At 56.2% G+C, this 12,548-nt stretch carries 8 protein-coding genes; 6 read left to right on the top strand and 2 right to left on the bottom strand.

Annotated features, from left to right (window positions below; translation table 11 throughout):
• Nucleotides 1-38: 38 nt before the first annotated feature.
• On the bottom strand, nucleotides 39-2,498 hold the full coding sequence (locus FHW17_RS16420; protein ID WP_112524924.1) for a penicillin-binding protein 1A: 2,460 nt from the start codon (nucleotides 2,496-2,498) through the stop codon (nucleotides 39-41).
• Between the two features lie 266 nt (nucleotides 2,499-2,764).
• Entirely contained in the window at nucleotides 2,765-4,012 is a 1,248-nt protein-coding gene (locus FHW17_RS16415; RefSeq protein ID WP_246706864.1) for an N-acetylmuramoyl-L-alanine amidase, read from the bottom strand.
• Between the two features lie 697 nt (nucleotides 4,013-4,709).
• Here FHW17_RS16415 and FHW17_RS16410 point away from each other — a divergent pair.
• From FHW17_RS16410 to accC, 6 genes are all read left to right on the top strand, one after another.
• Nucleotides 4,710-7,628: a ribonuclease E/G gene (locus tag FHW17_RS16410; protein ID WP_182510340.1), complete on the top strand. Its 2,919-nt coding sequence runs from the start codon at nucleotides 4,710-4,712 to the stop codon at nucleotides 7,626-7,628.
• Between the two features lie 182 nt (nucleotides 7,629-7,810).
• Nucleotides 7,811-9,217, top strand: coding sequence for a M48 family metalloprotease (locus FHW17_RS16405; protein WP_112524920.1), 1,407 nt, complete (start codon nucleotides 7,811-7,813; stop codon nucleotides 9,215-9,217).
• Between the two features lie 43 nt (nucleotides 9,218-9,260).
• Nucleotides 9,261-10,049, top strand: coding sequence for a DsbA family protein (locus FHW17_RS16400; RefSeq protein ID WP_112524918.1), 789 nt, complete (start codon nucleotides 9,261-9,263; stop codon nucleotides 10,047-10,049).
• Between the two features lie 140 nt (nucleotides 10,050-10,189).
• On the top strand, nucleotides 10,190-10,633 hold the full coding sequence (gene aroQ / locus FHW17_RS16395; protein WP_182510375.1) for a type II 3-dehydroquinate dehydratase: 444 nt from the start codon (nucleotides 10,190-10,192) through the stop codon (nucleotides 10,631-10,633).
• A gap of 38 nt (nucleotides 10,634-10,671) precedes the next feature.
• Nucleotides 10,672-11,142, top strand: coding sequence for an acetyl-CoA carboxylase biotin carboxyl carrier protein (gene accB / locus FHW17_RS16390; protein ID WP_182510339.1), 471 nt, complete (start codon nucleotides 10,672-10,674; stop codon nucleotides 11,140-11,142).
• Nucleotides 11,143-11,154: 12 nt separating this feature from the next.
• Complete coding sequence (accC, locus tag FHW17_RS16385) at nucleotides 11,155-12,519, top strand: acetyl-CoA carboxylase biotin carboxylase subunit (RefSeq protein WP_112550993.1); 1,365 nt, start codon at nucleotides 11,155-11,157, stop codon at nucleotides 12,517-12,519.
• The last annotated feature ends 29 nt before the right edge of the window (nucleotides 12,520-12,548 follow it).

Below are 12,548 nucleotides of genomic sequence, written 5' to 3'. Positions count from 1 at the left end.
AGTCTTGAAGCTTTACGAATTATCCGGGTTTGGGGCGGTTAGAAAAGCCCGCCGCCGCCGCCCTGAATGGCCCTGTTGACGTTCGGGGACTGCACCTCAACCGGCGCACCTTCCGAGAATGTACCCATGCCGATGACGGAATAGCTGTCCGCAGGGCCTGTGCCCGGCTTGAAGGCTTCCATGATCACATTGGGCTGGCCTTCCGTGGCACGCATACCCGTCTTGCGATCAATAGAGACCACGGTCATGCCCTCTGGCACGCGGAAGTCAACCGAACGCTGGCCCTGCATGGCAGCGGTAAAGAAATCCTTGGCCACCGGCGCAGCAAGGCCGCCACCAGTGCCGCCATGGCCCATCGCCGTCGGCGTGTCATAGCCAAGATAGAGGCCAATCACCAGATCAGGCGTGAAGCCCATGAACCAGGCATCTTTTTCATCGTTTGTCGTACCTGTTTTACCAGCGATAGGACGGTTCAGGCTTTTAAGGATCGTTGCCGTACCGCGTTGGATAACACCTTCCATCATCGATGTGATCTGATAGGCGGTCATCGGGTCGAGCACCTGATCGCGGTCATCAACCAGTTCAGGCTCTGGCTGGTTCTTCCAGTCTTCCGCAGTACAGGTTTCGCACTTGCGCTCATCATGCTTGAAGATGGTCTTGCCGTAACGGTCCTGAATACGGTCAATGATCGATGGTGTGATCTTGCGCCCGCCATTGGCGATGATCGAATAACCAGTCACCATGCGCATGACCGTCGTCTCACCAGATCCAAGCGCCATGGCCAGAACCGGCAGCATCTTGTCATAGATGCCAAAACGTTCGGCATATTCAGCCACAAGCTTCATGCCCATATCCTGTGCCAGACGCACGGTCATCAGGTTACGTGACTGTTCAATGCCATAGCGCAAGGTCGATGGTCCGGCAAAGTTGCCGCCATAATTCTTCGGCGCCCACACACCAAGGCTGCCGCCCTGATCCACGGAGATTGGTCCATCAAGCACCACGGATGCGGGAGTATAGCCATTATCAAGCGCCGCTGAGTAGACAAACGGCTTGAAGGACGAACCGGGCTGACGCATCGCCTGCGTTGCACGGTTGAATTCCGATTGGGCAAAGGAGAAGCCGCCCACCATAGCCAGAACACGGCCCGTATGCGGGTCCATGGCCACCATGGCACCTTCAATGCCTGGCACCTGATGCAGATCAAAGGCCGTATCACTGCCCTCTTTCTTCTGCACAAATACAACATCACCCGGCTTGAACACGCCTTCCAGCGATTTTACCGGTGTGCGCCTGCCATCCTTATAGAGGTTCATGGCCCATTTGATGTCAGCCGCCGCAATCGTGCCCTTCTTGCGCTCCGGCACCAGACCGTTCGCATCGTTACGCTCCGGCTGAAGGCCGATTGTGGCCTCCGTGGGCGTCACTTCAAGGATAACTGCAAGCTGCCAGTCCGGAACATCGGAGAATGCTTTGATCTCTGCGAGAGGAATACCCCAGTCGCCAATGGTCGAGATGGTCTTGTAGGGGCCGCGATAACCCTTGGCCTCATCATATTTGAACAGACCATGCTGCAGGGCGGCGCGCGCCTGCACCTGCATTTTCGGATCAAGAGTCGTGCGCACCGACAGACCGCCCTCATAAAGAGCGTTCTCGCCATATTTGTTGATAATCTCCCGGCGGACTTCCTCGGTGAAATATTCAGATGCGAAAAGATAATTGCCCGTATGGCGCGGCGTCACGCCAAGCGACTCCGCCTTTGCTGTCTTCGCTTCTTCAGCGGTCACATAGCCATTTTCGGCCATACGATCGATCACCCAGTTGCGGCGTTCAATCGCCCGCTCGGTCTGGCGGAAGGGATGGTAATTGGATGGCCCCTTGGGAAGAGCGGCAAGATAGGCAGCTTCTGCAACAGTCAGTTCATTGACCGACTTGTTGAAATAAGTCAGCGCGGCACCGGCAATACCATAGGAATTCAGGCCAAAGAAAATTTCGTTCAGATAAAGCTCGAGAATGCGGTCCTTGGAATAGGCCTGCTCGATGCGGAAAGACAGGATGGCTTCCTTGACCTTACGGCCCATCGTCTGATCGGAAGAAAGCAGGAAGTTCTTGGCGACCTGCTGGGTGATTGTCGAGGCACCAACCGGGCGGCGCGAGCCCCAGTTCTGAATGTTGACAATGACAGCGCGCGCAAGGCCGCTGATATCAACACCGGGGTGCTGGTAGAAATTCTTGTCTTCCGCTGAAATGAACGCAGCTTTCACACGATCAGGAATGGCCTGAATAGGCAGGTAAAGCCGGCGCTGCCGTGCAAATTCCGCCATGAGCGCACCGTCAGACGCGTGAATGCGCGTCATCACAGGCGGTTCATACTTGGCCAGAACTTCGTAGTCAGGCAGGTCTTTCGATACATTGACCACATAAAGCGCCGCGCCGCCTGCCGCCAGAAGCGCCATGACGGTGCCGATTCCGAAAAAATATCCGATCAAGCGTATCATTTGTATCCGGAACCCGTTTCATCCATTGGCATGTCGATAATCGATGCACGATCTCATCAATACAGATTGCACCCCGGGAAACCGTTCCCGGCACTTCAAACCGGAATACACAACGCCCGGCAAACTCAGTGACGCAATTGAGCGACAAATGTGACAAAGGCAAGGACAACCCGGTTCTGCGCACAATTTAAATACCAATTGTGGAGTTTCGGCAACGCACGCGTGAATATACTAAACGTTACAACTCAACCGGCAGTCGCAAACTGTCAGTTCAGTGCGCCCGCTGTCTTTTTTCCGGAAAATTCACCAACGGCAGTGGCAAGGCGCTCGGCCACGTGGCTGCGCCATGCGGGGTCCTGCATCAGTTTTGCATCTTCTTCATTGGACAGGTAGCCGATTTCCACCAGCACCGAAGGCACATCCGGCGCGCGCAACACCTGGAACCCGGCAAAGCGATGCGGATTGTTGATCATGTTTACATCGCCCTTGAGCGCACGCACCACGCCTTTGGCAAAGCTCAATGAGAATGTGTGCGTCTCGCGCCGAGTCAGGTCCATCAGAATATCGGCGATCTCAGGCGTCTCATTATCGAAGGTCACGCCCGCCACCGCATCGGCCTTGTTTTCACGGTCGGCCATGGCGCGCGATGCCGCGTCGGAGGCCTTGTCGGAAACCGTATAGACAGTTGCGCCGCGAATGCTGCGCTGGTTGATCGTATCGGCATGAACAGAAATAAACAGATCGGCTTCGTATTGCCGGGCAATCCGTACCCGCTCGGTCAGGCGCAGAAATTCGTCACTGTCACGCGTCATTTCGATCCGCAGGCCGGGAATCTTGCGCAACTGGTCGCGCAGTTCCCGCGCGAACATCAGCGTAACGTCCTTTTCCATGATACCGCCGGTGCTTTCCGCACCACTATCGATGCCGCCATGCCCCGCATCCACCACAACCGTGAATGGTTTTGGCGCTTTGCTGACCTCATTGGGCGCAGCACTTGCAAGACGATCACCCTTTGGCGCCATCTGCGTGGAAGCGGTTGTTGCATTCTGGTTTTTGATGGCTTCGGCAAACTGACGGTCAGAAGACGCCACAAGGTCAGCCACAAGGCGATAACCGGGGCTGTTATCGTTCTTCAGGACATCGACCCGCTCCACACTGAATGGGCCTTTTACCGTGAAAATGAGCCGCGAACGGGCATCATCGATCATGCCATAGCGCACATCATCAATCAGGCCGCGCGGTTCAAGCGACTTCTTGTCAAAGGCAAACACCGCTTTTGGCAGATCGATCACCAGACGGTGCGGCTGGTCCAAAAGCAGCGTCGACACTTCGGGTTCACGATCGAAATTGATCACAACACGGGTCCGCAACTCGTCGCCTGCAGCCTGATAGGTCAAGGCGGCAAGTTCATTGGCAGCGCTGGCTCTCTCGCCCGCCTGCACAACCGCAAGCAAACCCAAAAAGACAGTAGCAAAAACCCGGCAGATCACATTCATTTCATTGCAGATCGACATCGGCATTCGCCAGACATCATCCCCTCTGGTGCTATTTCGTATCAGACGGAGCACGATTGTTACATCGCTTTAGCCACATTATATGTGAATGATAGGTAACGCGTCGTGGTTAATTTAGTCTTATTAACTGACTTGTCCCGCCATCCTGGCCGCCACTTCTGTGCCACCCTGATGACACGATTATGAAGAAGGCCTTGTCATAACGCGACACACCTCCTAAAAGCAAAGGTGGGTTACTTCCTGCCCTCCGGAATCAGGCTCCTTCGTGTCACGGCAAATGACCTGCTGACACTGAAGACAGAGACATGGAGCAGCAAGGGCGAATTTCGCTGTAGGTAACCGGAAAAGAATTTGGCGTGAGCAGACAGAAAATGTCGGCCAGCGCTTTTTGTGAACGGCAGATAGCGCAGACAAGGCGCGTCGAGCCAGCCCTTTCGGGGGTATTAAAGTGTCGGCACTGCTTCAAGGCGTGCCATTCGTGAGGTCGTTTCGTCAGGAACAGAGATGTTTGATACAGACGTGACTATAATCGGCTTGAAAGCCGCGGGTGCTGAAACGCAACCCCGCGTGATGCCGTGTCTGTCTGTTTCTGCGAACCTTAATATATCCGGCAAATGTGAAAACGCGGCTCCGGCACCCCTACGGGCGTCCCGGTTGCACCGCGTTTTGAGCGTTTTAGCCGGGGAGAAGAATTATAATGTCGGACAAAATGCTAATCGACGCCTCCCACCAGGAGGAAACGCGCGTTGTCGTGGTTCGCGGCAACCGAATTGAAGAATTTGACTTTGAGTCGGAACACAAGAAACAGATCAAAGGCAATATCTATCTGGCGCGTGTCACACGTGTAGAACCATCGCTTCAGGCAGCATTCGTTGAATATGGCGGCAATCGCCATGGCTTTCTGGCGTTCAGCGAAATCCATCCTGATTACTACCAGATTCCTGTCGCAGACCGTCAGGCGCTGATCGAGGCGGAAGCCGAGGCAGCCAGCCAGGACGAAGACCACGAGGAAGCTGCCGGTGAACAGCGCAGCCGGGATCGCAATGATCGCGGCCAGCGCAATCGCCGTGGCCGCAGCCGTCGTGGCACCCGTCAGGGTGACGATACGGTCAAGCTTGATGCTGCTGACGAAGAAAACGCATCCGCAGGCGAAGCCGGTGACGCACACGAATCGTCAGAACAAAGCGGATCGGACGAAAACCCCTCTTCCGAGGACAATGGCGGTCAGACCCTTGCTGCTGCCATAGACGCTGATGTCATTTCCGAAGCCATTATTGTTGAGTCAGACGAAGCTACCGACTCCGAAGAAAAGGCTGACGAGAGCGATAATCACGCGCGCAAATCCAAGCGCCGCTCGCAGGACGACAAGGAAGAGCCGCATGACGAGCTTGACGAAGTCGATTCCATCGGCGCCGAAGATGCCATGGAAGAAGTTCCGACGCATCAGCGCTTCCAGCGCCGCCAGTACAACATTCAGGACGTTATCAAGCGCCGCCAGATTCTGCTGGTGCAGGTCGTCAAGGAAGAACGCGGCAACAAGGGCGCGGCTCTGACCACTTATCTGTCGCTTGCCGGTCGCTATTCGGTTCTGATGCCGAACACTGCCCGTGGCGGTGGCATTTCGCGCAAGATCACCAGCATTCAGGACCGCAAGCGCCTGAAGGACATCGTCAAGGACCTTGAAGTGCCCAAGGGCATGGGCGTAATCCTGCGCACCGCCGGTGCCATGCGCACCAAGCCTGAGGTCAAGCGCGATTACGAATATCTGATGCGCCTGTGGGAGAATGTCCGCAGCCTCACCCTCGCCTCCAGTGCGCCGACCCTCGTCTATGAGGAAGGCAGCCTGATCAAACGCTCGATCCGCGATCTCTATAATAAGGACATCACGGAAATCCTCGTGGCCGGTGAAAACGGCTACCGCGAGGCAAAAGACTTCATGCGCATGCTCATGCCGAGCCATGCCAAGGTGGTGCAGCCCTATCGCGAGTTGACGCCGATCTTTGCGCGCAATGGTATCGAGGCACAGCTCGACCGTATGTTGCAGCCGCAGGTCACACTGAAATCCGGTGGCTATATCATCATCAACCAGACCGAAGCGCTGGTGGCGATTGACGTCAACTCCGGACGCTCGACACGCGAACATTCGATTGAAGACACCGCGTTACAGACAAATCTTGAAGCGGCAGATGAAGTTGCGCGGCAATTGCGTCTGCGCGATCTTGCCGGTCTGATCGTTGTCGATTTCATCGACATGGAAGAAAACCGCAACAACCGTGCGGTGGAAAAGCGGATGAAGGATTGTCTGAAAGACGATCGCGCCCGCATTCAGGTTGGCCGCATCTCGCATTTCGGCCTCCTCGAAATGTCGCGCCAGCGCATTCGTGCCAGTGTTCTGGAAAGCACGACACAGGTCTGCGCGCATTGCGGCGGTACCGGTCATGTGCGTTCTGCCTCGTCGATTGCGCTGCATGTCATGCGCTCGATCGAGGAATATCTGCTGCGCCATTCGCAGAATAACATCATCGTTCGCACCACTGTGGCAACGGCGCTTTATGTTCTCAACCACAAGCGCCAGAACCTTGCCGATCTCGAAACCCGTTTCGGTCTGACAATCAGCATCGAGGCGGATGACAGCGTGGGCGCCCATCATTTCGCCATCGACAAGGGCTCCATTGCGCTTGGTCCGATTGTTCCGCTCGCCGAAACACCAGCTCTCGGCGTTATCGATGATTTTGACGAAACTGATCCGGTCATCGAAGAAATCGACGATGAAGCCGAAAGCGAGGCACAGCCCGGCGAAACCACCCGCGCTGGTGACAATGACGAATCGTCCCGCAAGCGTCGGCGCAAGCGTCGTCGGCGTGGTGGTCGTGATCGTCAGGACGTCGCTGCCGGTGAGCCCGGTCAGGCCGTGCGCGGTGATACCGACAGTGACGATGCGGATGTTCCTGCTGTTGAAGGCGAGGATGCCGCCGCTACCAAGGCACGCGAAGAAGAGAACGAACGCCGCAAGAAGCGTCGGCGTGGGCGTCGTGGCGGTCGCAAGAATCGCCGTCCGGAGGATGGTGAGGATCATCAAATCGCCGCCAAGTCCGTACCCGATGCGGAACCTGTTTTCGTAAGCATTCCGCTGCCGGATTTCAGCAAGCCCGCCGCGGTTGAAACCAAAGCGACTGCTGTCGAAGAAGCTGTTTTCGTCGAAAGCACAATCGTTGAGGTTGTTGCGGATGCGGAACCGGCTTCTGCGGAAGAAGCGCCAGCAAAGCCAAAGCGCGCGCCTCGCAAGCCGCGCGCCAAGGCTGGAGCTGAACCTGCTGAAACTGTAGCGGAAGTTGTATCTGTCGAGGCTGAAGCACCGGCAAAGCCAAAACGCGCCCCTCGCAAGTCAGCCAAGAAGGCTGTTGCCGAGGAAACCGTTGCGGAGGTAGTTGCAGTGGAAGCACCGGCAAGCACGCCAGTTGAGGTTGAAGCTGCACCGGAACCCGTTGTTGCGCCAAAGCCTGAGCCAAAAGTGGAAAACGCTGCGCCCGTCGTCACGTCCAGTTCGACCAAGGACAAGAAGGACGGTGAAGCGTCGCCGAAACGCGGCTGGTGGCAGAAGAAGGGTTTCTTCTGAGCCTCAAAAACGCGTGGATAACTGAGTTGAAGAACCGGCATCATTGCCGGTTCTTCTTTATCAAGACTCCCTGTATCCTCTACGAAAGCCGCAGATTTGCCTGATTAATCTGCATTTTCACAATTAAGGGAACGCGATTTGCTTCTCTTTCAATAAGAGACTGACTTCGATACGAATAAGCCATGATGACAGTTCGACAGATCATTTCACGTCAATCGTTCACTGCCATGGCGCGCAGCGCAGGTGCTGCATTGGTCGCGGGAGCTATCAGTCTCGTTCAGACTGACATTGCCGCCGCACAATCCAACGTGCCCATTGTCCGCGATGCGGAAATCGAAGCGCTTGTAACCGACTATGCCACCCCGATCATCAATACGGCTGGTCTTGGCAAGCACGCTATTCGCATCGTTCTGGTCAACAACAACAGTTTCAATGCATTTGTCGATGGCCGCCGCATCTTCATCAATACGGGCGCCCTGCTTCAGGCGGAAACGCCCAATGAAATCATCGGCGTTCTCGCCCATGAAACCGGACATCTGGCCGGTGGCCATCAGTTCCAGTTGCGTGAGCAATTGGCACGCGCCAAGACCATGGCCGTTGTCGCAGGGCTGCTTGGCCTTGGTGCAGCCGTTGCGGGTGCTGCAACCAAGCAGGGCAGCGTTGCGCAGGCGGGTGCCGGTGTTGCCATGGGTGGTACGGAAGTCGCCATGCGCAGCCTCCTCAGCTATCAACGCACGGAAGAAATGGCGGCAGACCGGTCCGCAATCACATACCTCGCCAATACCGGGCAATCAGCCAAGGGCATGCTGGTAACGTTTGAACGTTTCTCGAACGCCCTGTCATTGACGGGCACGCGCACCGACCCCTATCGCATCAGCCACCCTCTGCCGCGCGAGCGCATCGCCAATCTGGAAACACTCGCCCGCGCCAGCCCCTATTTCGACAAAGCTGATAGTCCTGCCCTGCAGCAGCGTCATGACCTGATGCGCGGCAAGATTGCCGCCTATACGGGCGGTGGTACCAGTGTGCTGCAAAGCTTCCGCAAGGACCCGAATAATATTGGTGCGCGATATGGCAATGCAATTGCAACCTATCTCAACGGTTCGTCGCAGGAAGCGCTCGGTAAAATCGACGCGCTGATCCGCGAACAGCCGAAAAACCCATATTTCCACGAAATGCGCGGCGAAATTCTGCTCAAACAGAGCAAGGTCACGGAAGCGGCAGAGGCCTATAAAAAGGCCGGAGCCCTCGACCCACGCAAATCAAGCCTTATCCGGATGAGCTATGGCCGCGCGCTTATGCTCAGCGGCACGCCTGCCAATCTGAAAGCGTCGATCAAGGAAATTCAGGCCGGTATCGACCGTGACCGCGAATTCCCCGATGGATACGGTTATCTCGCTCAGGCCTATGGCCAGCTTGGCGATGGTCCGCGCTCGGACCTCGCTTCAGCGGAACAAAAATACTACTCCGGCAAGATTCAGGAAGCGCAAATTTTTGCCATACGGGCTCAAAGAGCCCTTCCCAATGGATCACCGGACTGGGTTCGCGCCCAGGATATCATCAACTCCAAGCGCAAATCAGCAGATTGAAACTGCATTTTGCCGACATCGATACAAACAAGGACATGACAATATGAAAAAAGTCGCTCTGGTAGGTGCATCCGCAGGCCTCGCCGCCCTCGTTGCGCTCGGTTTCAGCCAACAGGCTGTTCTGGCCCAGACCAGCACCGCTGCCACGTCGCAGCCTGCCATGTCTTCAAACGTCAATCGCGCTGAAATTGAAGCGATCATCAAGGATTACCTGATCAAGAATCCGGAAGTGCTGCTGGAAGCGCAGGCGGCTCTCACTGCCAAGCAGGAAGCGACGCAGCAGCAGGCGCAGGGACAGATCATCAGCCAGAACAGCGACAAGCTTTTCAATTCGCCTGCCGATGCAGTCTTTGGTAATCCCAAGGGCGACGTCACGGTGGTTGAGTTCTTCGATTACAATTGCGGCTATTGCAAACGCGCCCTGCCCGACATGGATGCGCTGTTGAAGAGCGACAAGAATCTGCGCTTCGTGATGAAGGAATTCCCGATCCTCGGCGCCGATTCCACCCGCGCGCACATCGTGGCGAAGGCCTTCAAGGCGCTGATGCCTGAAAAATATCTGGAATTCCACCGTGACCTGCTTGGCCGTGATGGCCGCGCGACTGAGGATTCCGCCATGCAGATCGCCATCAAGCTTGGCGGCAACGAAAAGCAGATCCGCGAAAAGATGAAGTCACCTGAAATCGCTCAGGCATTCCAGCAGAATTATGACCTTGCCAATAGCCTGAACATCAATGGCACGCCGTCCTATATCATCGGTAACGAAGTGGTTCCCGGCGCCCTTGGAGCGGATGCTCTGGCTGAAAAAATCAGCCATATTCGCAACAAATAGCGCTGTTCATATGCCAATGATTGCAAAAACCCGTTGTGGACAAGCAATCAAGTGACTTTGCAGGCTTTTCGCTTGCCGATAAGCCGTTTATATGGGACCCGTCATCGGGTCCCGAAACCCGTCAATATGTCCGGTATGGTATGAAACAGCTGATCTTTGTCCTCAATGGCCCGAACCTGAACATGCTGGGAAAGCGTGAGCCGGGAATCTATGGCGCTTCCACATTGAGCGACATCGAGGCGCTCTGCCGCTCCGAGGGTGAAAAACTCGGCGTTGAGATCGAGTTTCGCCAGTCCAATCATGAGGGTGATCTGGTCACATGGATTCAGGAAGCAGGCGAGAAAAAAGCCGCCATCCTGATCAATCCGGCTGCCTATACGCATACATCAATCGCATTGCATGATGCCATCCGCGCGGCCGCCGTCACGCTGGTGGAAGTTCATCTGTCCAATATTCACGCGCGCGAGTCATTCCGCCATCACTCCTACGTTTCCCCTTTGGCCAAAGGGGTGATATGTGGCTTTGGGGTGGACGGCTATGTGATGGGCCTGCGCGCACTCGTCAAAGCAGCGGCACCGCAGTAACAAGGGTTGCCGAACAGAAATAAGGGGCTTGAAAAAGCATGGCTAGCAGAAACACCGGGATCGACAAGGTCATGATCCGCGATCTCGCAGAAATTCTGAACGAGACGGATCTCACCGACATCGAGATCGAACAGGGCGACCTTCGTATCCGCGTATCGCGCCAGATCACAATGCAGGCCGCCGCGCCGCAAGCCGTCTATGCGCAGGCACCTGCCGCCGCACCGGTTGCCGCCGCATCGCCCATTGAGGCAGCCAAGCCCGCTGGTGATCCATCGAAGAACGCCGTTCCTTCGCCCATGGTCGGCACAGCCTACCTTTCCCCAGCGCCGGGTGCCCGCGCCTTTATCGAGGTTGGCACCAAGGTCAAGGAAGGCCAGACGCTGATGATCATCGAAGCGATGAAGACGATGAACCAGATTCCATCGCCTCGCGCCGGTACCGTTACGGCCATTCTCATCGAAGATAGCCAGCCGGTTGAATATGGCGAATTGCTAGTTGTGATCGAATAAATCGAGAGCGTGATGTTTCAGAAAATTCTCATAGCCAATCGCGGCGAAATTGCCCTGCGCGTTCTGCGCGCCTGCAAGGAGCTGGGCATTCAGACTGTCGCGGTTCATTCGACCGCTGATGCCGACGCCATGCATGTACGTCTTGCGGATGAAAGCGTCTGCATTGGACCGCCCCCTTCGCGCGATAGCTATCTGAATATTCACCAGATCGTTGCCGCCTGCGAAATCACCGGCGCCGATGCCATCCACCCCGGCTACGGCTTCCTGTCGGAAAACGCCAAGTTCGCGGAAATCCTCGAAGCCCACAACATCACCTTCATTGGTCCCACCGCCGCGCATATCCGCATCATGGGTGACAAGATCGAAGCCAAGCGCACCGCAAAGCGTCTGGGCATTCCGGTTGTTCCCGGCTCCGATGGCGGCGTGACCGACGATAAGGAAGCAGCGCGCATTGCTGCAGAAATCGGCTACCCCGTTATCATCAAGGCTTCGGCTGGCGGTGGCGGACGCGGCATGAAGGTTGCACTCAGCGAAGACGAACTGTCCGTCGCTCTGTCAACGGCCCGCACGGAAGCTGGTGCTGCCTTTGGTGACGATGCTGTTTACATCGAAAAATACCTGCAGAAGCCACGCCATATCGAAGTTCAGGTCATGGGCGACGGTATGGGCAAGGCTGTGCATCTGGGCGAACGCGACTGCTCGCTGCAGCGCCGCCACCAGAAGGTTTGGGAAGAAGCCAACTCACCGGCGCTCAATGCGGATGCGCGCGAGCGTATTGGCATGATCTGCGCCAATGCCATGGCCGATATGGGCTATCGCGGTGCGGGCACGATCGAGTTCCTTTACGAGAATGGCGAGTTCTATTTCATCGAGATGAACACCCGTCTTCAGGTCGAACACCCTGTTACCGAAGCCATCACCGGCATCGATCTCGTACACGAGCAGATCCGTGTTGCTTCGGGCGGCGGTCTTTCGGTCACACAGGACGATATCCGCTTCCATGGCCATGCCATTGAATGCCGCATCAATGCGGAAGATCCCCGGACGTTCGCACCCTCGCCCGGCAAGATCACCCATTATCACACGCCCGGCGGTCTGGGCATTCGTGTCGATTCCGGCGTCTACACCGGCTACAAGATTCCGCCCTACTATGACAGCCTCATCGGCAAGCTGATCGTGCATGGCCGCAATCGCGTGGAATGCCTGATGCGTCTGCGCCGTGCTCTGGATGAATTCGTGGTGGATGGTATCAAGACCACGCTGCCGCTGTTTCAGGATCTGATCAATAATCCTGATATTGCCAATGGTGATTACGATATCCATTGGCTGGAAAAATATCTGGCTGGCGATGCGAAAACTGCCGAAGATGAGGCATGACGGGTAAAGACCCGGCAGAAAGCTTCCAA

Source organism: Phyllobacterium sp. P30BS-XVII (assembly GCF_014138335.1).
GTDB lineage: Bacteria > Pseudomonadota > Alphaproteobacteria > Rhizobiales > Rhizobiaceae > Phyllobacterium > Phyllobacterium meliloti.
Note: the sequence above shows the minus strand (reverse complement) of the source record. Positions and strands in the feature narration are given on the sequence as shown.

Bases quoted from the DNA above. Each gene is read 5' to 3' on its own strand.
- FHW17_RS16420 (WP_112524924.1), bottom strand. From the start codon at position 2,498: ATGATACGCTTGATCGGATATTTTTTCGGAATCGGCACCGTCATGGCG.
- FHW17_RS16415 (WP_246706864.1), bottom strand. From the start codon at position 4,012: ATGTCGATCTGCAATGAAATGAATGTGATCTGCCGGGTTTTTGCTACT.
- FHW17_RS16410 (WP_182510340.1), top strand. From the start codon at position 4,710: ATGTCGGACAAAATGCTAATCGACGCCTCCCACCAGGAGGAAACGCGC.
- FHW17_RS16405 (WP_112524920.1), top strand. From the start codon at position 7,811: ATGATGACAGTTCGACAGATCATTTCACGTCAATCGTTCACTGCCATG.
- FHW17_RS16400 (WP_112524918.1), top strand. From the start codon at position 9,261: ATGAAAAAAGTCGCTCTGGTAGGTGCATCCGCAGGCCTCGCCGCCCTC.
- aroQ (WP_182510375.1), top strand. From the start codon at position 10,190: ATGAAACAGCTGATCTTTGTCCTCAATGGCCCGAACCTGAACATGCTG.
- accB (WP_182510339.1), top strand. From the start codon at position 10,672: ATGGCTAGCAGAAACACCGGGATCGACAAGGTCATGATCCGCGATCTC.
- accC (WP_112550993.1), top strand. From the start codon at position 11,155: ATGTTTCAGAAAATTCTCATAGCCAATCGCGGCGAAATTGCCCTGCGC.